Here is a 24,192-nt window from a genome sequence, read left to right as displayed (position 1 = left end):
AACCGGTGCGGGACCGGTCAGTACGCGAATGCGAGGACATCGCCGTCGTCCTTCCTGCCGCCGTCGGACCCCTCGGTGTCATCGGAGTGGGTCAGCTCGGGCATCGCGGAGGCGGTGCCGCCGCGGACGTAGGTGAAGAGCAGCTTCACCTCGACCACGAGGAGGACGGCGTACACGAGGGTCAGCAGGACGAGCGAGGTGACCAGCTCGGGGAGGGACACGCCGGGCGAGACCGCTGCCGCGGTGAACATGAAGACGCCGTCGATGCCGGACGCGTCAGGATTGGGCGCGACGACGAACGGTTGCCGGCCCATCTCCGTGAAGACCCAGCCCGCGATGTTCGCCCCGAACGGCGCGAGGATCCCGAAGACCGCCAGGCGCATGAGCCACCGCGATTCCGGGACGGTGCCCCTCCGCAGGACCCACAGGGCGGCCGCGGCCGCCGCCGCGGCGATCGCCCCGAACCCGATCATGATGCGGAAGCCCCAGTAGGTGACCTCCATGACCGGCAGGTAGTCGATCTCCGAGCCCGCCAGGTCCCCGTACATCGGATCGTCCGGCAGGTGGGTGCCGTACTGCTCCTGGTACTCGGGCAGGAGGGTGTTGACGCCCTTGACCTCGGTGGTGAAATCACCGTTGGCGAGGAAGGACAGCACTCCGGGGACCTCGACGACCGCGACGATGTCGTCGCAGCTCTGCGATCCGAGGTTGCCGACGGACAGGAGGGAGAACCCCGTGCCGTCGTGGCACGCCGCCTCGGCGGCCGCCATCTTCATGGGCTGCTGCTCGAACATGAGCTTGCCCTGCAGGTCGCCGGTGATGCCCGTGCCGGCGAACGCGATCATGGCCACGACGGCGCCGGCCCGTGCCGAGCGGAGCCACACGGTGTGATCCGCCGCATCCCGCGCACCGCCGCCGTCACCGACGACGACCTTCCCGTCGGGGCCGAGCGCGTCCAGCCCGTCGTGGCGCCTCTTCCACAGGTGGTACCAGCTGATGCCGAGGAGGAAGGCCCCGGCGACGGCGAGGCAGCCGAAGAGGGTGTGCGGGAAGGCGACCAGGGCCGTGTTGTTGGTGAAGACCGCCCAGGCATCGACCATGACGGGCCTGCCATCGACCATCTCCACGCCCACGGGATGCTGCATCCACGAGTTCGCGACGAGGATGAAGTACGCGGAGAAGACGGACGCGAGCACCGCCGTCCAGAGCGAGAGCAGGTGGATCAGGCGCGGAAGCCGCCCCCAGCCGAAGATCCAGAGGCCGAGGAAGGTGGACTCGACGAAGAAGGCCAGGAGCGCCTCCATGGCGAGCGGCGCTCCGAACACGTCGCCGACGAAGCGGCTGTACTCGCTCCACGCCATGCCGAACTGGAACTCCTGCACCAGGCCCGTCGCGACGCCGACGATGAAGTTGATGAGGAAGAGCTTCCCCCAGAACTTCGTCATCCGGAGGTAGTGCTCCCGGCCGGTGCGGTACCAGAGGGTCTGCATGACCGCCACGAGCAGCCCCAGTCCGATGGTCAGGGGGACCATGATGAAGTGGTAGACGGTCGTGATTCCGAATTGCCAGCGGGCAATCTCCAAGGCTTCCATCGGGCCCTTTCAGCAGTGCATCGCGTCGATGTCGACGGGACTTCTACGGGATGTAGAACTCGTTGTTCTACATATCGTAGAACAAGTCGGAGACTCTTCTACACAGAGTAGAATTGTGGGCCGGGACGTTGTACGTTAGAGGTACCACGCGTGAGCATTCCCTCCCGGGAGTGCATCCCCGCCCCCCGAGGGGCGCGGATCGCGATCGATTGAAGGAAAGACCATGGCAACGCTCGGAGACCTGGAACGCACGGTGATGGACCTGCTGTGGACGACACCGGAGGCGATGACCGCCAACGAGCTGCGGGACGCCATCGCGGAGGCGCCGTTCGGCGAAGCGGGACGGGAACTGGCCGTCACGACGGTCCTCACCGTCCTGTCGCGGCTCGAGAAGAAGGGCCTCGTCACGCGGGAACGGGACAGCCGCCCGCACCGGTACATGTCCGTCACCAGCCGCGAGGACCACACGGCGGAACTCATGCATGAGGTACTCGTGACCGCGCCGGACCGTGAAGCCGTCCTCGCCCGCTTCATCGGCAGCGTGTCGGAAGCCGAAGCCCAGACCCTGCGCAAGCTGCTCGGCGGCAGCTGACCCGCCCCGTGTTCTGGGCCTCCTACCTGCTCGCGGCACTCGCGATCATCCTCGCGTGGCCTGCACCCATCGCACTCTCCCGGGCCGACTGGCCGGCGAGGGCGCCGTTCACGGCCATGCTGCTGTGGCAGTCGATAGCCCTGGCCGGCGGTCTGTCGATGATTGGCGCCATGCTGGTCTGGGGCCTGGAGCCGCTCGGCGACAACCTCGTCCAGGCGTCGGCGGCCTTCCTGGACATCCTGCTCGATGACAGGTCGGCCGAATCCCTCGGCGTCATCCACGTCTTCGCGATCAGCGCCGCGATCCTCCTCTTCGGGCACCTCGTCTTCACGCTGGCCCTGACCTTCGTGCGCATCCACCGGCAGCGGCGGCGACACCGGGACATGCTCACCCTCCTCAGCTCCCCCGCGGTCGGCCAGCCCGCGACGCTCGTCATCAGGCACCCCACGCCGGTGGCCTACTGCCTGCCGGGCGGGGCACGCTCCGTCACGGTGATGTCGGACGGGCTGATGGACCTGCTCAGCCAGGCGGAGCTCGACGCCGTCCTCACGCACGAGCATGCGCACCTGCACCAGCGGCACCATCTGCTGCTGTGGGCCTTCGCCGCCTGGCGGTCTGCACTGCCGTGGCTGCCCACGTCCCGGCTCGCCCAGCAGGCCGTGAGCGAACTGATCGAGATGCTCGCCGATGACGAGGCCCTGCGCCACGTGGACGAGCCGACGCTCGTGCGCGCGATCGCCATCGTGGGCGCGGGGGCGGCGCCGTCGGCTCCGGATGCACTCGATGACTCACTGGGCGACGAGAGCGGGATCCCCCTGACCACCGCGAGGGCGGTGTCCGGCGGGACCGCCGACGGGGCGTCGACGGTACCGCGCCTGCGCCGGCTGCTCACTCCCCTACCGCCCCTCAGCCGGATGCAGCAGGGGTTGGCCCTGTCATCCGCCGGACTGCTGCTGGTGGTGCCTCCGCTGCTCCTGGTGGCCCCCGAACTGCTCGGCTGAGCACCCGTCAGGCGTCGATGCGGTCCCGGTCGAGGGATGCCGCGCCCGCGACGATGAAGTCCTTGCGGGGGGCGACGTCGCTGCCCATCAGCAGGTTGAAGACGCGCTCCGCGGATTCTGCCTCCTGGATGCGCACGCGCCGCAGGGTCCGATGCCGCGGATCCATGGTGGTCTCCGCGAGCTGGTCCGCGTCCATCTCCCCGAGCCCCTTGTAGCGCTGGATCGGCGACTTGTAGCGCTTCCCCTGCTTCTCCATGGCCGCGAGGAGCCGCGTGAGTTCCGCCTCCGAGTAGGTGTAGATCATCTCGTTGGCCTTCGAGCCTCCGTTGATGACCTCGACCCGGTGCAGCGGTGGGACGGCGGCGTACACCCGGCCGGCCTCCACCAGCGGGCGCATGTACCGGAAGAAGAGGGTCAGGAGCAGCGTCCGGATATGGGCGCCGTCCACGTCGGCATCGGTCATCAGGATGACCTTGCCGTAGCGCCGCGCGTCCAGCTGGAAGCTCCGCCCCGAGCCCGCCCCGATGACCTGGATGAGGGCGGCGCACTCGGCGTTGGAGAGCATGTCCCCCACCGACGCCTTCTGCACGTTGAGGATCTTGCCCCGGATGGGCAGCAGCGCCTGGTAGTCGGAGGAGCGGGCGTTCTTCGCGGTACCGAGCGCGCTGTCGCCCTCGACGATGAAGAGTTCCGACCGCTCGGCGTCGTCGATCCGGCAGTCCGCGAGCTTGGCGGGCATGGAGGAGGTCTCGAGGGCGTTCTTGCGCCGCTGCGTCTCCTTGTGGACCCGCGCCGAGATACGGGACTTCATCTCCGCGACGACCTTCTCGAGCAGCAGCGCCGACTGAGCCTTGTCGTTCCGCGCCGAGGAGGACAGCCGCGCCTGCAGCTCCTTCTCCACCACCTTCGCGACGATCGCCCGGACGGCGGAGGTCCCGAGGATCTCCTTGGTCTGGCCCTCGAACTGGGGCTCGGCGAGGCGCACGGTGAGCACGGCCGTCAGCCCGGCGAAGACGTCGTCCTTCTCGATCTTGTCGGTGCCGGCCTTGAGCTTGCGCGCGTTGGCCTCGATGACCTTGCGGAAGGTCTTCAGGAGCGCCTGCTCGAAGCCGCTCTGGTGCGTGCCGCCCTTGGGGGTCGCGATGATGTTGACGTAGCTGCGGACCGTCGTCTCGTAGCCGATACCCCAGCGCAGCGCGATGTCCACCTCGCAGTCGCGCTCCACCTCCGCCATCTGGCTGTGCCCGCGGTCGTCGAGGACGGGCACGGACTCCTTGAAGCGGCCCGACCCGTGGAAGCGCCACACATCGGTGACCGCGGTGTCGAGGGCGAGGAACTCGGCGTATTCGGAGATGCCGCCGTCGTGCTGGAAGACCTCCTCAACGGGGCCGGCCTCCGCCGGCGTGCCCGGGAGCTTCCGCTCGTCCCGGAGGGTGATGCGGAGGCCCGGCACCAGGAAGGACGTCTGGCGGGCTCGGGTCTGCAGTTCTTCGTAGGAGAACGTCGCGTCCGGCGTGAAGATCTGGCGGTCGGCCCAGTACCTGATGCGGGTTCCCGTCACACCGCGCTTGGCCGTCCCGACGACCTCGAGGCGCGAACCGTCGAGGAAGGGTTCGAACGGTGCGGTGGGCGAGGGCGTCCTGCCGTCCTTGAAGAGGCCGGGCTCGCCGCGGCGGAAGGACATGGCGTAGGTCTTGCTGCCGCGATCGACGAAGACGTCCAGACGGGAGGACAGCGCATTGACCACGCTGGCGCCGACACCGTGGAGGCCACCGGAGGCCGTGTAGGAGCCGCCGCCGAACTTGCCGCCGGCGTGCAGCTTGGTGAACACCACCTCGACGCCGGTCAGGCCGGTCTTGGGTTCGATGTCCACGGGGATGCCACGGCCGTCGTCGTGGATCTCCACCGAGCCGTCGGCGTGCAGGATGACCGTGATGCTTTGGCCGTGGCCGGCCAGCGCCTCGTCGACCGAGTTGTCGATGATCTCCCACAGGCAGTGCATGATGCCGCGGGAGTCCGTGGACCCGATGTACATCCCGGGGCGCTTGCGCACCGCCTCGAGTCCCTCGAGGACCGAGAGGTGCCGGGCGGTGTAGTCCGAGGTGGGGGTCACGGTGAGTCAGTCTCCTTGGCGGAACGGGCACGATCCAGGACAGGCGTCAGGAGGGTGGTTGCCGGGATGGGTCGCTCCAGTTTATTACCTCCCGCCGACAGTGACCGGCAGGGGCCGCACCGAGAGCACCCGCCCCCGCGCCTCCATCGCCGACGATGTGACCCATACCCCTGATACGCCGCCAGCGAAAGGGGGCCAAGCCTGCGAAGGTGCGGCCACGAATAGTGGTTATATGAATACACGATCCACATGAGGAGGCATTCATGACCACTGCAGTAGCCACTCGCGAGCTCACTGCCCTGGACCGCTGCGACCGCTGCGGCGCCCAGGCCTATGTTCGGGCAGTCCTTCAGTCCTCCGGTGGAGAGCTTCTGTTCTGCGGCCACCATGCGCGCGCCGTCGAAGCTAACCTCAAGCCGCTCACCTCTGAGTGGCAGGACGAGACCCAGCGGCTTCACGCGAAGCCGGCCCTCGCAGGCGACTGATCGCCCCAGGGACCACCGACCACGAACACCATGAGGCGCCCCGTGTACAGGCGCTGACGGACAAGGAAAGGCCCGCTCCGATGGAGCGGGCCTTTCCTCGTGCCGGGGCTTGTCCGGACTCCTGCTCCCATGACGAAGGGCCCCTCCCGGCGGGAGGAACCCTTCGTCGAAAATGCCCGGACGGTCAGTCGAGGTAGTCCCGGAGGACCTGGGACCGGGAGGGGTGGCGCAGCTTCGACATCGTCTTCGACTCGATCTGGCGGATGCGCTCGCGCGTGACGCCGTAGACCTTGCCGATCTCGTCCAGCGTCTTCGGCTGTCCGTCGGTCAGGCCGAAGCGCATGGCCACGACGCCCGCCTCCCGCTCCGAGAGGGTGTCCAGCACCGAGTGGAGCTGCTCCTGCAGGAGGGTGAAGCTCACGGCGTCCGCCGGTACCACGGCCTCGGAGTCCTCGATCAGGTCACCGAACTCCGAGTCGCCGTCCTCGCCGAGCGGCGTGTGCAGGGAGATGGGCTCGCGGCCGTACTTCTGGACCTCGACGACCTTCTCCGGCGTCATGTCGAGTTCGAGAGCGAGTTCCTCCGGGGTCGGTTCGCGCCCGAGGTCCTGCAGCATCTGCCGCTGGACACGGGCCAGCTTGTTGATGACCTCCACCATGTGCACCGGGATGCGGATGGTGCGGGCCTGGTCCGCCATGGCGCGGGTGATGGCCTGGCGGATCCACCAGGTCGCGTAGGTGGAGAACTTGAAGCCCTTGGTGTAGTCGAACTTCTCGACCGCACGGATCAGGCCGAGGTTGCCTTCCTGGATCAGGTCCAGGAAGAGCATGCCGCGCCCGGTGTACCGCTTGGCCAGCGACACGACGAGGCGGAGGTTGGCCTCGAGGAGGTGGTTCTTCGCCCGCTTGCCGTCGTGGATCACGAACTCGAGTTCGCGCTTCAGCTTCGGATCCATGTCCGGATCCGCGGCGATCTTCTCCTCGGCGAAGAGGCCCGCCTCGATGCGCAGGGCCAGGTCCACTTCCTGCTCCGCGTTCAGCAGGGCGACCTTGCCGATCTGCTTCAGGTAGTCCTTGACGGGGTCCGCGGTGGCACCGGCGGACACGACCTGCTGCGCGGGTGCGTCGTCGTCGTCGGCGTCGGAGTAGACGAAGCCGGTGCTCGTCCCGACCTCGGGGGTCTCGGGCTTCGCGTCCTCGGCATCGACGTCGACCTCGACGGCGGGATCCGTTGTGTCGACGGTGTCCACGGAACCCTGGGCGTCCGCTGCGGAGGCCTTCGCTGCAGCGGCCGAAGCGGCCTTGGTGGCGGGCTTCTTGGCCGCGACCCGTCGCTTGGTAGTGGTGGTACCAGCGTCTGACGACGCCGGTGCTGCTGTCTTCTTGACCGACACAGAGAACCTTTCGTACGGCGGTGTGTGGCATCGTCAGAGGGACAACACCACTATGACCCTGTCAAGTCCGCGCTCGATACCAGATGAACACTGCCGGGTCAGTTCCCAAGGGAACGGTCCTGCAGCCCTCGCTATTCCCTCGGACTCGCCTCTCGGCAAGGACCCGCGTGGAAACGCTCGGTGAAGTTCTGGTGCACGGACCCAACCGGGTCTCAACTCCGATTGTCTCACGGGTCGCCACCGCGCCGGAAATCACCCGGCGGTCGGCTGCCGGCCCGTGGCTCCGCCGGTCCTGCCGGCCCTCCGGACTCAGGCCGCGTCATGGAGGGCGGCCGCTGCCCCCGTGGTCCAGGCGGTCGCGCGGCTCCGGGCCCAGGCCGGCAGCCCTCCGCGGCGCAGGAGCTCGTGCAGCAGGCGCGCGAGGCGGTAGCCGGGCACCGCCCGCTCCGCCGCGTCGAGGAAGACGGCCGCGCGTGACCCCCGGCCCCTCGCGTATTCGAACCAGGCGCTCATGGTCAGGGCTGCGGCACGCGACTCGCCGTCCGATACCGCCGCGAGCCGCGCGAGGAGGATGCTCATCGCATCGACGCGGTCCCAGGCGATCGCGCCGGAGTGCCTGCCGGCCAGCACATCCGCATAGAGCAGGGCCTCGGCCCCGCAGGATGCAGGCCCTGCCGACGGCGACCCGGCCGGCTCGGCGTCGGGACCGGTTCCGGGACAGGTTTCGGGACCGATGACGACCCCGGCGGCCCGGAGTGCGGCGACGGCATCCTGGAGCGGGCCGCCGCTCCGCACGTCCGGCAGGACCCGCGCGGCGGCGATCGGGGACCCCTCCGCCGTCGACGGGGTGCCGGCTGGCGGGCCGGGCTCGAGCAACCCGCAGCCGGTCGCCCCATCGAGGGCTGCCGCGGAGCCGAGGCACGCACTGGCGAGGAGGAAGTCGCGGACCGCACGGGACTCGACGCTCGCGAGGAGGAAGCCCGCGACGTCGGGCTCGGCCTCCACGCCGAACTCCCCTGCGCAGGGCAGGACGGCGTCCCACAGCGCGGACGTCGCGCGGAACTGGTCGGGCGCCGTCCACCGGCCCGCGCAGCACGCGGCATAGTGCGCCTGCGCGCCTTCGACGGCCCGTATCGTCGCGGCCGACGCCCCCGATCCTCCGTCCTGCGCGGCGACGGAGGGTGCGGCCCGGAGGACGGCGTCGGGCGCGGATGCGTCGAAGGCGCTTCCGCCGAAGATCAGCTCGGCGTTCAGTGCGCTGAGCGTCACGGTGTCGAGGGGCTGCCCGGGCCAGGGGCAGCACTCCTCCTCCGTGCAGAACACGTCGCGCCACCCGGACCGCGAGACGAGCCAGCCCCCGCGGACGGGGAGGCCCGCGGCATCGAGGACCGTCTCGACGGTCCGCACCAGCCCGCTGCGCGGGGCCAGGGTGCGTCTCTCCCAGCGTTCCTCGGTGTACACCACGACGAGCGTGCCATCCGCGTCGGCGTCACCCTGCAGGAACGAGAGCACGCCGTCGGCGAACCCGAACGGATCCGCCCCGGCCTCGGGGAGGTCCACCCGCAGCGTGGCTCCGAGCCTCCTGCCGGTGGTGGTCAGGACCACCAGGCTCTCGCGGGGCATGAATCCGAGGGCATGGGGGATGTAGGAGAGGATGTCGGCCGGTGAGGTGACGACGAAGGACGGTGACGCTGGGGTGCCCGGTGCGGGGCTCGCGGGAGATGACATGCCGCCAGCGTCCTCGCGTCGCCGGTGGAACGCACCGGGATTCCGGCCTATGTGGACAACCGCGGCCGCGGCGAGGGCGCGGAGGCCGCCCTAGCGGTTCCGGGCTGCTCTCCGCTCCCGGCGGCGCCGGCGTTCCCGGGCGAGGGCGTCACGGAGCGGTGGGACGACGACCCCCTGCTCCGCCATCCTCCGGCGGACCCTCCGCCGTGCGACGACGACGGCGGTGGCGCCGACCGCGAGGACGAGGAGCTGCACGGACATCGCGAGGCGGAAGGACGGCAGCGCGTACAGGTCCCCCTGCGAGAAGCCGTTGCCGAGCAGGAGGTCGAGGACGGTCCCGATGGCGAACATCGTGAGCAGGGACGCCATGAAGCCGCCGATGTTGACGATCCCGGTGGCGGTCCCCATGCGTGCTGCGGGGTTGAACGTGCGGGCGAAATCGAACGCGATCATGGACCCCGGCCCTCCCACGGCGAGCGCCACCACCAGCAGGGTCAGGAGCGGCAGGGGTGCGGGTCCCGGGTAGACGAGGACCGCGAGCCAGGCCACGGCCATCAGGGCGGCGATCGCGAGCACCATGGTGGACCGCCGGAGGGGATGCCGGCCCACGTAGCGGCCGAGGAGCGGACCGCAGACGATCCCGACCGCGACGAACAGGGTCATCAGGGCTGACGCCGCGCCTTCACCCACCTTCTCGGCCCGCACCAGGTAGGGGTAGCCCCACATGAGGACGAAGACGGTGCCGGGGAACTGGATGGTGAAGTGCGTCCACAGGCCGAGCCGCGTGCCGGGCTGCTTCCAGGCGGCGGCGAGGGACGTGCCGGTCTCCCGGATGGTCTGGGCGCTCCGCGTGCCGGCGACGGGCGAGTCCCGGATCAGGCTCACCGAGAGCACGACGGCGAGGACCGAGAGGGCGGCGGCCGAGAGGAAGGCGGACTGCCAGCCGAAGACGGACAGCACGGCCACGAACGGGATGACCGAGACCACCTGCCCGAGCTGGCCGATGATCCCCGTCCACTGCGTCAGGACGGGGATGCGGAGCGGCTCGAACCACGCGGGGAGCAGCCGGAGCACGCTGATGAACGTCATGGCGTCCCCCGCCCCCACGAGCAGGCGGCCCACGATGCCGGCTCCCACGGAATCCGCGAAGGCCAGCTGCGCCTGCCCCAGCGCCATGAGCACGCCGCCGGCGACGATCAGCGTCCGGGGACCCCAGCGGTCGACGAGGACACCGACCGGCACCTGCAGTCCGGCGTAGACGAGCAGCTGGACGACGGTGAAGATCGACAGCTGCGAGGCCGAGGCACTGAAGCGGTCCGTGGCCTCGAGGCCGGCGACGCCGAAGGTGGTGCGCTGCGTGACGGCGACCAGGTAGGCCACGACCCCCGCCGCCCAGACCAGGAGTGCCCGCGAAGAATTCACCCGCCCATTATCCCGTGGCGGACGCGCCGCCCGGTCCGTCGTCGTGTCCGTCGGAGGCGCCGGGCTTCGACGCCGCCCCGGTCCCGGGGGAGGCATCCGCGCTGCCGGAGCCGTCGTCGTCGGTGCTGGAGCGGTCGTAGTCGATGGGCGTGGTCCCCAGGAACTCCGTGTCCCAGAGCAGCGTGGACTCCTCCTCCGCCTGCGGGCTCGCCAGGTAGGCCTCGACCGCGGCGCCGAGCTCCTCCGCGCTGGCGAGCTCGCTGTTGTCCTTGACCAGCAGCGACTTCCGGGCGACGCCGTCGGCGTACTCGTCGTAGCGCTTCTCGAGGGAGGCGACCACGGACTGCACCTCGGTGGAGTTCCCGACCTGCCGGGCGATCTGCCGTTCGACGTCGCGCCCGGTCTCCCGCAGGCGGTCGGTGGGAAGGACGAGCCGGGCGGTCGCGCCCAGGTATTCGAGGCCCGCCACGGCGGCGGGAGGGTACTCGGCCTCGGCGAGGTAGTGCGGTACGTGGATGACGTGCCCCACGACGTCGTGCCCGGCCTCGATCAGGCGCAGCTCCAGCACATGTCCGATGGAGGCCTGCAGCTCGGCCGTGGGCCGCCAGGCGTTCATGCCGTCGATGAGGTCGGACCGGTTGCCGTGCAGCGTCACGCCGATGGGCCGCGTGTGGGGGACGGGCATCGGGATCGCGTGGATCCACGAGGTCATCGGCACGTCCAGTTCCTCGACGAGTCCGACGACGGCGCTCGCGAAACGCTCCCACTGCAGGTCCGGCTCGGCGCCGGTGAGCAGCAGGAAGGGCTCGCCGAGGCCGTCGTACAGGCGGTGCAGTTCGAGCCGGTGCGGCCGGTAGTCCGTCAGGTGGTCCTCGGCGAAGGTGATCTTCGGGCGGCGGCCGCGGTAGTCCATGAGCTGGTCGGCGTCGAACTCGGCGACGGGCTCGTGCTCGAGCACCTCGAGGAGTTCCTCGCTGACCTGCGAGACGACCTGCCCGGCGTCCATGAAGCCGGTCAGGCTCACCAGCAGGGGCAGCCCCCTGCTCCCGGGGTCGTCGAAGACGTCGGTGTCGGTGGTGTACAGGGTTCGTGGATCCAGCATGGCTCTCTCCTCCGGTCAGGTCCTGCTCTCCTCAACACCACCCGCGCCGGCTTCATTCCGGGCCGTCGCGGGGTAGAGACTACGATCGTCAGGACGGTTCCCGGACCACCGGATACCGGGAGCACCCGCAACGCCGATCCGGACCACCCAGCCGGACACGAGGAGACAGATTCCGTGATCAGAACCACCGAACTACACCTGACCGCCTCCGCGAAGGACCTCAGGAAGATCCCGAGCGACGCGCTCGTGATCGCGGTCGCCAAGGGGACCGACGGGCCCGTCCTGCTCGACAGTCCCCTGCCCGCCAAAGCCGCGCGCGCCCTCGGTGACTCCCTCCAGGTCCTCGGCATCACGGGTGCCGCGGACGAGGTGCGCCGCTTCCCCGGCCTCCCCGAGACCGGCGCCGATTCGCTCGTGCTCTCCGGCGTGGGACCCGTGGCCGCCGGCGAGGTCCTCGCACCCGAGACCCTGCGCCGCGCCGCGGGCGCCGCGATCCGCCAGCTGACCGGGCTGGAGACCGTCGTCCTCGCCCTGCCGGCCGAGACCGTGGCGGCCGCGACCGCCGTCGCGGAGGGCGCCGCGTTCGGCGCCTACAGCTACGAGGGGCACAAGTCCGGGATCAAGCCCGACGGCACGGTCGCCCCGCCGAAGGACAGGGAGGCCGTCCGCAGCGTCGTCGTGTACACGCCGGTCGCGGACGACGCCGACCTGGCCCCCGCGCTGCGGCGCGCCGTGATCCTCGGCAAGAACGTCAACGCCACACGCACGCTCGTGAACCAGCCGCCGAGCCACCTCTACCCGGAGACGTTCGCGCAGGCCGCGAAGGAGCTCACCCGCGGCCTCCCCGTGAAGGTCACCGTCATGGACGAGAAGCGCCTCGAGCGTGACGGCTACGGCGGCATCCTCGGCGTCGGCAAGGGATCCTCGCGGCCCCCGCGCATGGTCAAGGTGGAGTACTCCCCCGCCCGGTCCGCCGTGCACCTCGCCCTCGTGGGCAAGGGCATCACCTTCGATTCCGGCGGACTCTCGCTCAAGCCCGCCGCGGGCATGCAGACCATGAAGCTGGACATGGCGGGCGCCGCCGTCGTCCTGACCACGCTTATCGCCGTCGCCGAACTGGGCCTGCCCGCCAAGGTCACGGCCTGGCTGTGCCTGGCCGAGAACATGCCCTCCGGGACCGCGCAGCGCCCCGAGGACGTCCTGTCGATCTACGGCGGGCGGACCGTCGAGGTCCTCAACACCGACGCCGAGGGCCGCCTGGTCCTCGCCGACGGCCTCGCGGCCGCGAGCGAGGAGGCACCCGATGCCATCATCGACATCGCGACGCTGACGGGCGCGCAGATGATCGCCCTCGGGACGCGTGTCTCCGGTGTCATGGGCGACGACGGCGTCCGCGACGCTGTGAAGGCCGCGGCGGACCGCGCGGGCGAGCAGTTCTGGCCCATGCCCCTGCCCGAGGAGCTGCGGCCCAGCCTCGACTCGCAGGTCGCGGACATCGCCAATATCGGCGAGCGGAACGGCGGCATGATGACCGCCGCGGTGTTCCTCCGCGAATTCGTCGGCCAGGTCGACGGCGAGAAGATCCCCTGGGCGCACCTGGACATCGCCGGGCCGGCCTTCAACGAGGGTGCGCCGTACGGCTACACCCCGAAGGCGGGCACCGGCGTCGGGGTCCGCACCCTGCTGGCGTACGTCGAGGACGTGCTCGCCCGCACCGCGTAGCCTGCGAGGGGCGCCGAGCCGCAGGCCCGGCGCCCCTCGACCCCTTCTCCGTCCTCTCCACCGGCCCTCCACGGCCCGGGTGAGAATGGGCACATCCGCGAACTGCGGTGCGTAGCGCCCGCGCTTCAAGTGGATGCCGATGACATCTGGGGATAGGGTGAAAAACGAGGGTACGAAGCACCTGCGACCGCACCGCGACCGCACCAGTTCTCGATTCATCAACCGATCTATCAACCGACGCGCCCTGCGCGTCAACAGACCACGCGAGGGAGCGTCCAAGTGGCCGCATCGGCAACTGCGCAAGAATTCGACATCCTGGTACTGGGTGGAGGCAGCGGCGGCTACGCTGCGGCTCTCCGCGCGGTGCAGCTGGGCTTCACCGTGGGGCTCATCGAGAAGGGCAAGCTGGGCGGCACCTGCCTCCACAACGGCTGCATCCCCACGAAGGCGCTCCTGCACTCGGCAGAGATCGCCGACGGCGCCCGCGACGCCGAGAAGTACGGCGTCAAGGCCACGTTCGAGTCGATCGACATGAACGCCGTCAACGCATACAAGGACGGCATCATCGCCGGCAAGTACCGCGGCCTGCAGGGACTCATCAAGTCCAAGGGCATCACGGTCATCGAGGGCTCGGGCAAGCTCGCGTCGGAGAACACCATCGACGTCGACGGCACGGTCTACACCGGCAAGCACATCGTCCTGGCCACCGGCTCCTTCTCGCGCAGCCTCCCCGGCCTCGAGATCGGCGGCAAGGTCATCACCTCGGACCAGGCCCTCACCATGGACTTCGTGCCGAAGACGGCGATCATCCTCGGCGGCGGCGTCATCGGCTGCGAGTTCGCGTCCGTCTGGAAGTCCTTCGGCGTGGACGTCACCATCATCGAGGCCCTCCCCTCCCTCGTCCCGAACGAGGACGCCTCGATCGTCAAGAACTTCGAACGGGCGTTCAAGAAGCGCGGCATCAAGTTCAACACCGGCACCCGGTTCAAGTCCGTCGAGCAGAACGACGACGGCGTCGTGGTGTCCCTCGAGGACGGCAAGACCTTCGAGGCGGACCTCATGCTCGTCGCCGTCGGGCGCGGACCCGTCACCCGGGACCTCGGCTACGAGGAGGCCGGCCTCACCCTGGACCGCGGCTTCGTCATCACCGACGAGCGCCTCCACACCGGCGTCGGGAACATCTACGCGATCGGCGACATCGTCCCCGGCCTGCAGCTGGCCCACCGCGGCTTCCAGCAGGGCATCTTCGTGGCGGAGGAGATCGGCGGCCTGAAGCCCGTCGTCGTTGCCGACCTGAACATCCCCAAGGTCACCTACAGCGATCCCGAGATCGCATCCGTGGGCTACACCGAGAAGGCCGCACGCGAGAAGTTCGGCGACGACCGCGTCGAGACGCACGAGTACAACCTCGCCGGCAACGGCAAGAGCTCGATCATCGGCACCGGCGGCCTCGTGAAGCTCGTCCGCGAGAAGGACGGCCCGATCGTGGGCGTCCACATGCTCGGCAGCCGCATGGGCGAGCAGATCGGCGAGGCGCAGCTCATCGTCAACTGGGAGGCGTACCCCGAGGACGTGGCCCCGCTCATCCACGCGCACCCCACGCAGAACGAGGCCCTCGGCGAGGCCCACCTCGCCCTCGCCGGCAAGCCGCTGCACGGCTGACGCGCAACACCTCAGGCACCACCCCGGCTTGGTCCACGCCCCGAGGGCGTGGACTAAGCTCGGAACCAGGAAACCCGAGCACGTCCAGCTGAGCACGCCACGCGCGTCGACCAGCTGCCAAGGAACGATCTACGAAGGAGAAACGGGCGCATTATGTCTGAATCCGTGAACTTGCCCGCTCTCGGTGAAAGCGTCACCGAAGGCACCGTGACCCGCTGGCTGAAGCAGGTCGGTGACCGTGTCGAGGTCGACGAGCCCCTCCTCGAGGTCTCCACCGACAAGGTCGACACCGAGATCCCGTCACCGATCGCGGGCGTGATCGAGGAGATCCTCGTCGCCGAGGACGAGACCGCCGAGGTCGGCGCCCCGCTCGTGCGGATCGGCGACGGCTCCGGCAGCGCCGATGGGGGCAGCACCGATACGGGCAGTGCCGATGCGAGCGCCGCTCCGGCCGCCGAGGAGGCTCCCGCCGAGCCCGACGCAGAGCCCGACGCAGAGCCCGAAGCCGCTCCTGCGGCAGCGGAGTCCTCCGATGACGAGCCCTCCGCGGACTCGTCCGAAGGCACCGAGGTCACCCTCCCCGCGCTCGGCGAGAGCGTCACCGAGGGCACCGTCACCCGCTGGCTCAAGGCCGTCGGCGACGACGTCGAGGTCGACGAGCCCCTCCTCGAGGTCTCGACCGACAAGGTCGACACCGAGATCCCCTCCCCCGTCGCCGGCAAGCTCCAGGAGATCCGCGTGAACGAGGACGAGACCGCCGAGGTCGGCGCCGTCCTCGCCGTGATCGGGTCGGGGGCTGCCGCGCCCAGGAAGACCGAGGCCGCAGCGGGCGAACCGCTGGCCGCAGCACCCGCCGAGGAACGCGACGACGCCCCCGCGAAGGAGGCCCCGCAGGCCTCCACGCCCGACGACGCCCCCGCCCCGAAGCCCGCCGCGGCCGAGGACAAGCCCGCCGGGAAGACTGCCCCGGAGCCGGCTGCCGAAGCCGCACCGGCGGAGGTGTCCGGAGGCTCGGACGCCGCAGCCTACGTGACGCCCCTCGTCCGCCGCCTGGCCAACCAGAACGACGTCGACCTCTCGACCGTCAAGGGCACCGGCGTGGGAGGGCGCATCCGCAAGCAGGACGTCCTCGAGGCAGCGGAGGCGAAGAAGGCCCCGCAGGCCGAGCCCGCAGCCGCCGACGCCGCGCCGGCACCCGCCGCCGCCGCACCGTCGAAGCCCGCGGCACCCGCCGTCGAGCCCTCGAAGCTGCGCGGCACCGTCGAGAAGGCCCCGCGCATCCGCCAGACCATCGCCAAGCGCATGCGCGAGTCGCTCGAGGTGTCCGCCCAGCTCACCCAGGTGATCGAGGTCGACATGACCCGCATCGCGAAGCTGCGCACCGCGTCGAAGGACTCCTTCCAGGCGCAGAACGGCGCGAAGCTCACCTTCCTGCCGTTCCTCTCCAAGGCCGTCACCGAGGCGCTCAAGCAGCACCCCAAGCTGAACGCCTCCTTCGACGAGGAGAAGAAGGAAGTGACGTACCACGACGCCGAGCACCTGGCGATCGCGGTCGACACCGAGAAGGGCCTGCTCGTCCCGGTCATCAGGGACGCCGGCAACCTCAACCTCGGCGGCCTGGCCAAGAAGATCGCCGACGTCGGCGCACGCACCCGCAACGGTCAGATCGGCCCGGACGAGCTCTCGGGCGGCACGTTCACGATCACGAACATCGGGTCCGCCGGAGCCCTGTTCGACACGCCGATCATCAACCAGCCGCAGGTAGGCATCCTCGGGACGGGCATCATCGTCAAGCGTCCCGTGGTCATCACCGGCCCGGACGGCGACGACACGATCGCGATCCGCTCCATGATGTACCTGAGCCTGACGTACGACCACCGTCTGGTGGACGGCGCGGACGCGGGCCGCTTCCTGCAGACGCTCAAGGCACGCCTGGAAGGCGGCGCGTTCGAGGCCGAGCTCGGACTGTAACGCCCACCCTGAACGCAGGAGAAGCCGCTTCCCGTGAGGGGGCGGCTTCTCCCGTTCCCTCCCGCTCCCTAGGATGGGACCGAAGCACCGGACGCGACCCCCGCGCCCGTTCGACAGCAAGGAGAACCATGGCTACCGTTCGCACAGCCCATACCGTCTGGAGCGGGGACCTCGCCTCGGGCTCGGGGCAGGTCTCGCTCGACTCCTCAGGCCTCGGCACCTACGACGTCACCTGGAAGGCACGCGCCGAGCAGTCCGGAGGCAAGACGAGCCCCGAGGAGCTCATTGCCGCCGCGCACTCCGCCTGCTTCTCGATGGCCTTCAGCAACGCCCTCGGCGAGGAGGGGAAGACCCCGGAGCGCGTCGAGACGAAGGCGGAGGTGGACTTCCAGCCGGGGACCGGGATCACCGCCATCCGCCTCACGCTGGACGCCACCGTGCCCGGACTGTCCGAGGAGGACTTCCAGCGCGTGGCCCAGGCCGCCAAGGTGGGCTGCCCGGTGTCGCAGGCGCTGGCCGCGGTCAAGGACATCTCCCTGACCGCCACGCTGCAGGGCTGAGCCCTCCCGCCCCGTGATGCGAAGGACCCCGGACGCCGTCCGGGGTCCTTCGTCGCGACCGGCCTTCCCTCGGCCCCGCCTCGCGGCCACCCCCGCAGTCGGCTCCGGTACCGATCCCCCGTGACAAGTGGTTCGATGGGACCATGCGCATCCTCCTCGCCGGCGCGTCCGGGACCATCGGTACTGCCCTCATCCGCCAGCTCGAGACGAACCATGAGGTCCGACGCCTGGTGCGCAGGGCTCCAAAGGGTCCGCAGGAGGTCCGGTGGCACCCCTCCGCCGGGGAGCTCGACGTCGACGCCGTCGACTGGGCGGACGCCGTCATCAACCTCTCCGGGGCGGGCATCGCGGGCGGACTCTGGACGAGGAGCTACAGGGAGACGCTCTACTCCTCGCGTATCCTGCCCACCCGCACGCTCGTCGACGCGATGCGGAAGGCCGCGAACCCGCCCGCTGTCTTCATCAGCCAGTCCGCGTCGGGCTACTACGGGGACCGCGGTGACGAGGTGCTGACCGAGGGTTCGTCCTCCGGCGGGACGCTGCTCGCCGACATCTGCCGCCGGTGGGAGGCCGAAGCGCTCCGCGCTCCCGACACCGTCCGTGTCGTGCTCGCCCGCACCGGGATCGTCATGTCGGAAAAGGGCGGCGCGCTGCCCAAACTGCTGACCCCAATCCGATTCTTCGCCGGGACCTCGCTCGGTTCCGGCCGCCAGTGGTGGCCATGGATCAGCCTCGACGACGAGGTCAGGGCGCTCGAGTTCCTCCTCACGGCACCGCTGTCGGGGCCGGTCAACCTGAGCGCTCCTGCGCCCGCGACCCTGGATGCGATCACCCTGCACCTCGGCGAGGCACTTCACCGGCCGGTGTGGTTCCGCGTCCCCGGCCCGATCCTGACCACCGTCATCGGGCAGCTCGCCTACGAACTCCTGCTGGTCAGCTCCCGGATGGAGCCTCGCGCGCTGACCCGGGCCGGCTTCACCTTCGGCGAGCCCACACCGGAGGCCCTCGCCGCCTGGGTGCACCGCACCGTGACGTCCTGAACCCTGCGGGCACCACGCCTCAGGCGGGCGGCGCGACGACGGAGTGGATCCGCCAGCCGTCGGCGGAACTCCAGAGGACGAAGATCAGCTCCTGCCGACCGGCCGCCGTGAGCGGGCTCGGCCCGGACCGCGGCGGCCCCGTCCCCGCCGCCGTCTCGGTGTAGGAGGAGAGCGCCGCCGTCGCCCGGACCACGGACACCTCGATGGTCGGGGGCGGGTCGGTGACCGCCGCCAGGCTCGCGAGCGCCGGGAGGCCCGCCAGCTCCGCGTCCGTCAGGGCGGCCGCGTCCCGGATGTCGATCGACAGGTCACGGAGGGTCCTGCCCGTCTCCGCGAGCGCCCCGACCGCTTCACGGTCCACCGCCATCGCAGGGGACCCCTCGACGTCGACCATCGCGAGCAGGTCCGGATCGGCCTCGGCGAAGGCCCGCGCGCGCACGGCGGCCAGGCCGTCCAGCGCTGCGGCGGGATCGGCGGCCGGCGCGGCCCGGCCCGGGTCCGCTCCCGGCGGGTCGTCCCCGCCGCCTGCCTCGGTCCGGTCCGTCGGGACGGGATCCGCACGGTCGGACCCGGCACCGGACGGCGACGCATCGGTGGCGGCGCCGGGAGCAGCGTCGGGAACGGCACCGGGCACGGCACCGGGTGCACTGTCGGCCGCGGGCTCCGCGGAACGGACGACGTCGACGGTCAGGGCCATCCCCGCGATGAGCAGCACGACCGCCGCCACTCCCGCCAGGATCGCCAGCACGCCCCGGGTGCGTCGCTCCCGCCCTGTACGGCCCGACTCCTGCTGGCGCGCCGCCCGTCGGGGGGCGGAGGCCTGCCCTGCGCCCCGGAGCGGTTCTCGCGAGCGTCCTTCAAACGGGCGTGCTCCCGGCCCGGGTGCCCACAGGAGTGCTTCCCGCGGGCGCCCCCCTGCGGGGCGTCGTCCCCGCCCGGCTCCGGGCGCTCCGGGTACTCCCCCGTCGGAGCGCGGGCGGATGCCGGCCAGCCGCGTCCATCGGGACGGCGGAGCGCTGGGCGGAGGGTCCGCGCGCCGGGTCAGCAGTTCCGGCAGGACGCTCGTATGCACGGCCGGAACGAGGTCGACGGGGACCGGCGTGGCGCCGGCCAGCAGGCCGCGGGCGAAGTCGTCCGCGGTGGGGCGCCGGTCCCGGCTGGAGCTCAGCGCATCCTCGATGAGCTGCATGAGCTCCCGCGGTATCTCCGGGACGATCAGTGCGAGGGGCGGCCGCTGCTCGGCGGGTCCGGGGACCCGGCCGGTCAGCGCGAACCAGGCCACGGCCGCCAGGGCGAAGACGTCGGCGCCGGCGTCGAACGACCCGTCGTGGAGCGGATCGAGGAAGCCGGGTGTCCCCGCGTGGCCATCACGCTCGGCCCCCAGGAGGCGCCCCGTCCCGAGATCGCCGAGGAGCGGCTTGCCCTCGGCCGTGAACAGGATGTTCCCCGGTGTCACGTCGCCGTGCAGGGCTCCGGCGCCGTGCAGGTAGCCGAGCACCTGCGCCACCGGGACCAGGGCCGTCACGACCTCGGGGACCGGCAGGGGGCCGCGACTCGTCACGAGGCCGAGCAACGAACCGCCCGGGGCGAGGTCCATCAGCAGCCCGGGGCCCTGGTCCGTCCCGACGAGGCGGTGCACCCTGACGAGGTGGTCATGGGTGAAGCGCTGGAGGAGCGTCAGTTCGCGCGCGAGCACGTCCGCCCCGTCGCCGCCTGTCCGCGCGCCCGTGCCCGCGCGGCGGCCGGTGCCCGACGAGGGCGCGGGCGCTGCCGCGACGAACGGCGCGGCCCCGGTGGCAGCGCGTCTCCCGCGACGTGTCGGCGCCGCAGCGCGCTGCCCGCCACGTCCCTCCGCGGGACCCGGCGGAACCGGCGTGATCACCTTGAGCGCGAAGCGCCGTCCGCCGTCGTCCGTCACCAGCCACACCGCGGAGGAACCGCCCCGGCCCAGGAGGCGTCCGACCCGCAGCCCCGGGACAGCGGGCCGCTCCGCGCCGTCGGGATCGGTGTTCCAGGCGTCGTCCGGCATGCCCGACGACGATGCGGCGGCCCTCACCGCAGCGCCCGCCGGGGTGCCCGCCGTGACGTCCGCTGATGATCCCGTCGGCGTGGATCGGGTGTCTTCGTCCATGGTTCAGTTCTAGGCCACCGTGACGCTGCCCTCGGCGTTATCCACAGCCCGGGACGACTGACCCCCGGAATCGATTGCATCACTAGAACATTTGTTCTATTTTTAACGAACGGTTCCGGAGGAGACAGGTGATCATGGAACGCACTCCCGATGACACGACCGAGGCCTGGCGTCCGGTGGACGAGACCGTCGGGCTCGCCTTCGAGGACGTCGACGGCGTCCCGCAGCCCTGCCGGCTGCGCTGGCGCGGCTCCCTGTGGCAGGTGGTGGGCCCGCGCCGCCACTGGTCCACGTGGCGGGCACTGCCCTCGACGCCGGCAGGATCGGAGGACGTGCGGCCCATCCACCCGTGGCGGGCCGATTTCTGGAGATTCGAGGCCCAGACCGGCCCCGTGTCCCCGATCCTCCACTTCGAGGTGCGCCGTGCCGGGACGGACTGGCGGCTGGTCCGCCTCGGCGCGACCTTCGACCTCCCCGGCCGGCCCGAACACCAGCACGGCCACCCGTAAGGCCACCCGCACGGCACCCTGTGCTGACCCTGCAGGCCGAGCGGCCGGGACCAGGAGGCCTGCGGCAGGAAGGTGTCACCGCGCAGGACTAGGCTTGTCCCATGACTCTTGTGCTGTCGCGCGTCGGCCTCGCTCCGGACTACATCGAGTACACGCAGGGGTGGGAGATGCAGCAGGCACTCCACGCCCGGGTGGTGGGGGGCGCCGCACCGAGCACCGTCCTCCTCCTCGAGCACGCCGCCGTGTACACGGCGGGCAAACGCACCGAGGATCACGAGAGGCCCTTCGACGGCACTCCCGTCGTGGCCGTCGACCGCGGCGGGAAACTCACCTGGCACGGCCCGGGACAACTGGTCGGCTACCCCATCCTCGCGCTGCGGGATCCGGCGCGTGTCGCCGACTACGTCCACACCCTGGAGGAGGTCATCATCGCCTCCCTGCGCCCCCTCGGGATCGACGGCATCAGGATCGACGGGCGGTCCGGGGTCTGGCTCGCGGAGACCGACACGCAGCCCGCCCGCAAGATCGCGGCCATCGGGATCCGCGTGAGGAACCGCGTCACCATGCACGGCTTCGCCATCAACTGCAGCAACGATCTGGCGCCCTTCCAGCAGATCGTCCCCTGCGGCATCGCGGACGCCGGAGTCACCACCATCTCCGCCGAATGCGGCCGCACGGTCACACCGGCCGATCTCGTTTCGTCGATCGAGGCCGAACTGCGCAAGAATGAGGCGGTGCTGGTGGGCAAGGATGACGCCGAAGCACCCGACCACGACCCTGCCGGAGCCGGCGGTACGCCCGGCCCCGTCCAGAACCAGCCAGAAGGAGCTTCCCTGTGAGTCTTGCACCCGAGGGCCGCCGGCTGCTGCGCGTCGAGGCGCGCAACGCCGAGACACCGGTGGAGCGAAAGCCCGACTGGATCAAGGCCAAGGTCAACATCGGCCCGGAATTCGTGGCCATGAAGAACCTGGTGAAGAAGGAGGGCCTGCACACCGTCTGCGAGGAGGCAGGCTGCCCCAACATCTTCGAGTGCTGGGAGGACCGGGAGGCCACGTTCCTCATCGGCGGCTCCGAGTGCACCCGGCGGTGCGACTTCTGCCAGATCGACACCGGCAAGCCGCAGCCCCTGGACCGCAGTGAGCCCTTCAAGGTCGCCCAGTCGGTGCAGTCGATGAACCTGCGCTACGCGACGGTCACGGGCGTCGCGCGGGACGACCTGCCCGACGAGGGTGTCTGGCTCTACGCCGAGACCATCCGGCAGATCCACAGCATGAACCCGGGCACCGGCGTCGAGATCCTGATCCCCGATTTCTCCGGTCGCCCCGAGCACATCGCGGCGATCTGCGATGCCGCCCCGGAGGTCTTCGCGCACAACGTCGAGACCGTCCCCCGCATCTTCAAGCGGATCCGCCCGGCGTTCCGGTACGAGCGTTCCCTCGACGTCATCACCCAGGGGCGCGACCGCGGCATGGTCACGAAGTCGAACCTCATCCTGGGGATGGGCGAGACCAGGGAGGAGATCTCCGAGGCCCTCCGCGACCTCCACGACGCCGGCTGCGACCTCATCACGATCACGCAGTACCTGCGCCCGAGCGAGCGCCACCTCCCCGTGGACCGCTGGGTGAAGCCCGCCGAGTTCGTCGAACTGAGCGAGGAGGCCGAGGCGATCGGTTTCCTCGGCGTGATGAGCGGCCCCCTCGTGCGCTCGTCGTACCGCGCGGGCCGCCTCTGGGCACGCGCCATGCGCAAGAAGGGCCTCGAGCTCCCCCCGGAACTCGCGCACCTGGACGAGTCCGGATCCGCCCTGCAGGAAGCGTCCTCGCTCCTCGCCGGCTGACGTCGCCCGCCGTCCACGACGGCGGGCAGTCCGGCCGCCGCTCCTCCGCCATCCCGTAGAATCGAAGAACTATGTCGCACACGATCGATCCTTCCGGTTCCCCCACGCCCAAACGCCGTCTCTTCTCGCGCAAGCCGAAGGCCGCGAAGGGCCCCAAGAAGACCGGCCGCATGAAGCAGGTCTCCGAGGTCTTCAAGATGACGCGGCGCAACGATCCGAGCGTCGTCTGGTTCATGCTGCTGGCGTTCGTGGGCATCATCGCGCTGGGGCTGCTGATCGGGCTGCTGATCGACAACGTCATCACCCTGATGATCATCGCCATCCCGCTCGCGTTCCTCGCGGCGATCTTCATCCTGTCCCGTCGGGCCGAACGCGCGGCGTTCTCCCAGATCGAGGGGAAGCCGGGCGCGGCCGGTGCTGCCCTGAGCGTCCTGCGGCGCGGCTGGATCCTCCAGGAGCAGCCCGTCGCAGTCAACCCGCGCACCCAGGACGCCGTGTTCCGCGTCATCGGCCGCCCGGGAGTCATCCTCGTCTCGGAGGGCCCGTCCACCCGGGTCAAGCAGCTCGTGGACGGCGAGAAGCGCAAGATGGCCCGCATCATCCCGAACGTGCCCATCCACGTCATCGAGACCGGTCGCGACGAGCGCCAGGTCCCCCTGTCCAAGCTCCCGAAGACCGTGCAGAAACTCAAGAAGACCCTCACCAAGCAGGAGGTGTCGGCCGTCGACAAGCGACTGAGTGCCCTCGGGACGAAGCTGCCGATCCCCAAGGGCGTGGATCCGTTCAAGGCCCGTCCTGACCGCAAGGCGATGCGCGGACGCTGACCCTCGACGGACGAAGAGCCCCTCCCGATGGGAGGGGCTCTTCTGCGTCCGGCCCGCCGCTTCCGCCTAGATGCGGAAGAGTCCGGTGCCTCGCGCCCGGTCGTGGATCCCGCGCTGGTCCGCGTCGATGATCAGTGCCGGGATCACGAGGCACAGGAGCACGCTCCGGATGATCGCGGTGAGGTAGCCCGCAGGCCGGCCGTCCAGAGTCTGCACCTGCATGCGCAGCAGGCGATGCCCGATGCTGTAGCCGAAGAAGCCGACGAACAGGATCTGTTCGATGAGGAAGATGTACAGCGTGGCGAAGGAGTCGTAGTCGAAGAACGCTGCGGACAGCAGCGAACAGAGGACCCAGTCGATCAGGAGCGCCGCGGCCCTCGGCGGGAACCGGGCGATCGACCCGGGACCCGATGCGGGCCGTCCGAGCCGCTGGCCGGGCCACTGCTGGTTGCCCGACGGCGAGGGGCCTTCCATCCACGAGCCGATGTCATGTCTACTTACCACGCCT

At 70.4% G+C, this 24,192-nt stretch carries 19 protein-coding genes and 1 pseudogene; 12 read left to right on the top strand and 8 right to left on the bottom strand.

Annotated features, from left to right (window positions below; genetic code table 11):
• Window positions 1-17 precede the first annotated feature (17 nt).
• Window positions 18-1,592: a cytochrome ubiquinol oxidase subunit I gene (locus MWM45_RS06880; RefSeq protein WP_247828806.1), complete on the bottom strand. Its 1,575-nt coding sequence runs from the start codon at window positions 1,590-1,592 to the stop codon at window positions 18-20.
• Window positions 1,593-1,815: 223 nt separating this feature from the next.
• Here MWM45_RS06880 and MWM45_RS06875 point away from each other — a divergent pair, with 223 nt between their 5' ends.
• Window positions 1,816-2,184 carry a BlaI/MecI/CopY family transcriptional regulator gene (locus tag MWM45_RS06875; RefSeq protein WP_043444893.1) on the top strand — a complete coding sequence of 123 codons (369 nt, stop codon included), beginning with the start codon at window positions 1,816-1,818 and terminating at the stop codon, window positions 2,182-2,184.
• Between the two features lie 8 nt (window positions 2,185-2,192).
• Window positions 2,193-3,185, top strand: a complete 993-nt coding sequence (locus tag MWM45_RS06870; RefSeq protein WP_247828805.1) for a M56 family metallopeptidase — start codon at window positions 2,193-2,195, stop codon at window positions 3,183-3,185.
• Window positions 3,186-3,192: 7 nt separating this feature from the next.
• Here MWM45_RS06870 and MWM45_RS06865 read toward each other — a convergent pair whose 3' ends face one another.
• On the bottom strand, window positions 3,193-5,298 hold the full coding sequence (locus tag MWM45_RS06865; RefSeq protein ID WP_247828804.1) for a DNA gyrase/topoisomerase IV subunit B: 2,106 nt from the start codon (window positions 5,296-5,298) through the stop codon (window positions 3,193-3,195).
• A gap of 263 nt (window positions 5,299-5,561) precedes the next feature.
• Here MWM45_RS06865 and MWM45_RS06860 point away from each other — a divergent pair, with 263 nt between their 5' ends.
• Complete coding sequence (locus tag MWM45_RS06860; protein WP_043444887.1) at window positions 5,562-5,783, top strand: DUF7455 domain-containing protein; 222 nt, start codon at window positions 5,562-5,564, stop codon at window positions 5,781-5,783.
• A gap of 184 nt (window positions 5,784-5,967) precedes the next feature.
• On the opposite strand, the gene MWM45_RS06855 is transcribed toward MWM45_RS06860, so the two are convergent.
• The 4 genes and pseudogenes from MWM45_RS06855 to MWM45_RS06840 form a co-directional block, all read right to left on the bottom strand.
• Window positions 5,968-7,176 carry an RNA polymerase sigma factor gene (locus tag MWM45_RS06855; protein WP_043444885.1) on the bottom strand — a complete coding sequence of 403 codons (1,209 nt, stop codon included), beginning with the start codon at window positions 7,174-7,176 and terminating at the stop codon, window positions 5,968-5,970.
• Between the two features lie 309 nt (window positions 7,177-7,485).
• The gene (locus tag MWM45_RS06850) at window positions 7,486-8,904 is read right to left on the bottom strand and encodes a DUF4192 family protein (RefSeq protein WP_247828803.1); all 1,419 of its coding nucleotides are present in this window, start codon (window positions 8,902-8,904) and stop codon (window positions 7,486-7,488) included.
• Between the two features lie 90 nt (window positions 8,905-8,994).
• Window positions 8,995-10,326: an MFS transporter gene (locus MWM45_RS06845; RefSeq protein WP_247828802.1), complete on the bottom strand. Its 1,332-nt coding sequence runs from the start codon at window positions 10,324-10,326 to the stop codon at window positions 8,995-8,997.
• A 208-nt stretch (window positions 10,327-10,534) separates the two neighbouring features.
• A pseudogene (locus MWM45_RS06840) lies at window positions 10,535-11,428 on the bottom strand (proteasome assembly chaperone family protein); the annotation flags it as partial.
• A 174-nt stretch (window positions 11,429-11,602) separates the two neighbouring features.
• On the opposite strand from MWM45_RS06840, the gene MWM45_RS06835 reads away from it, so the two are divergent.
• The 5 genes from MWM45_RS06835 (at window position 11,603) to MWM45_RS06815 (ending at window position 18,383) form a co-directional block, all read left to right on the top strand.
• Complete coding sequence (locus MWM45_RS06835) at window positions 11,603-13,150, top strand: leucyl aminopeptidase (RefSeq protein WP_247828801.1); 1,548 nt, start codon at window positions 11,603-11,605, stop codon at window positions 13,148-13,150.
• 279 nt (window positions 13,151-13,429) lie between these two features.
• A complete protein-coding gene (lpdA, locus tag MWM45_RS06830; RefSeq protein WP_043444875.1) occupies window positions 13,430-14,812 on the top strand; it encodes a dihydrolipoyl dehydrogenase in 1,383 nt (460 codons plus the stop codon).
• A gap of 153 nt (window positions 14,813-14,965) precedes the next feature.
• Complete coding sequence (gene sucB / locus MWM45_RS06825) at window positions 14,966-16,783, top strand: 2-oxoglutarate dehydrogenase, E2 component, dihydrolipoamide succinyltransferase (RefSeq protein WP_247828800.1); 1,818 nt, start codon at window positions 14,966-14,968, stop codon at window positions 16,781-16,783.
• A 128-nt stretch (window positions 16,784-16,911) separates the two neighbouring features.
• The gene (locus tag MWM45_RS06820) at window positions 16,912-17,343 is read left to right on the top strand and encodes an OsmC family protein (RefSeq protein ID WP_043444871.1); all 432 of its coding nucleotides are present in this window, start codon (window positions 16,912-16,914) and stop codon (window positions 17,341-17,343) included.
• Window positions 17,344-17,486: 143 nt separating this feature from the next.
• Window positions 17,487-18,383, top strand: a complete 897-nt coding sequence (locus MWM45_RS06815; protein WP_247828799.1) for a TIGR01777 family oxidoreductase — start codon at window positions 17,487-17,489, stop codon at window positions 18,381-18,383.
• A gap of 19 nt (window positions 18,384-18,402) precedes the next feature.
• Here MWM45_RS06815 and MWM45_RS06810 read toward each other — a convergent pair whose 3' ends face one another.
• Window positions 18,403-20,514, bottom strand: a complete 2,112-nt coding sequence (locus MWM45_RS06810) for a serine/threonine-protein kinase (protein WP_247828798.1) — start codon at window positions 20,512-20,514, stop codon at window positions 18,403-18,405.
• Window positions 20,515-20,648: 134 nt separating this feature from the next.
• Here MWM45_RS06810 and MWM45_RS06805 point away from each other — a divergent pair, with 134 nt between their 5' ends.
• From MWM45_RS06805 to MWM45_RS06790, 4 genes are all read left to right on the top strand, one after another.
• Complete coding sequence (locus MWM45_RS06805; RefSeq protein WP_247828797.1) at window positions 20,649-21,023, top strand: hypothetical protein; 375 nt, start codon at window positions 20,649-20,651, stop codon at window positions 21,021-21,023.
• A gap of 101 nt (window positions 21,024-21,124) precedes the next feature.
• On the top strand, window positions 21,125-21,862 hold the full coding sequence (lipB, locus tag MWM45_RS06800) for a lipoyl(octanoyl) transferase LipB (RefSeq protein ID WP_247828796.1): 738 nt from the start codon (window positions 21,125-21,127) through the stop codon (window positions 21,860-21,862).
• On the top strand, window positions 21,859-22,860 hold the full coding sequence (lipA, locus tag MWM45_RS06795; protein ID WP_043446934.1) for a lipoyl synthase: 1,002 nt from the start codon (window positions 21,859-21,861) through the stop codon (window positions 22,858-22,860). Before lipB ends, lipA begins: the two co-directional genes overlap by 4 nt.
• Window positions 22,861-22,931: 71 nt before the next feature.
• Window positions 22,932-23,684: a DUF4191 domain-containing protein gene (locus MWM45_RS06790; RefSeq protein ID WP_247828794.1), complete on the top strand. Its 753-nt coding sequence runs from the start codon at window positions 22,932-22,934 to the stop codon at window positions 23,682-23,684.
• Window positions 23,685-23,750: 66 nt separating this feature from the next.
• Here the strand turns inward: MWM45_RS06790 and MWM45_RS06785 are convergent, their stop codons facing one another.
• A complete protein-coding gene (locus tag MWM45_RS06785; protein WP_247828792.1) occupies window positions 23,751-24,188 on the bottom strand; it encodes an RDD family protein in 438 nt (145 codons plus the stop codon).
• Window positions 24,189-24,192 lie beyond the last annotated feature (4 nt).

It is taken from the genome of Arthrobacter antioxidans, from assembly GCF_023100725.1.
Lineage (GTDB): Bacteria > Actinomycetota > Actinomycetes > Actinomycetales > Micrococcaceae > Arthrobacter_D > Arthrobacter_D antioxidans.
The sequence above is the reverse complement of the archived record's forward strand: the minus strand, read 5'-3'. Positions and strand labels throughout refer to the sequence as shown.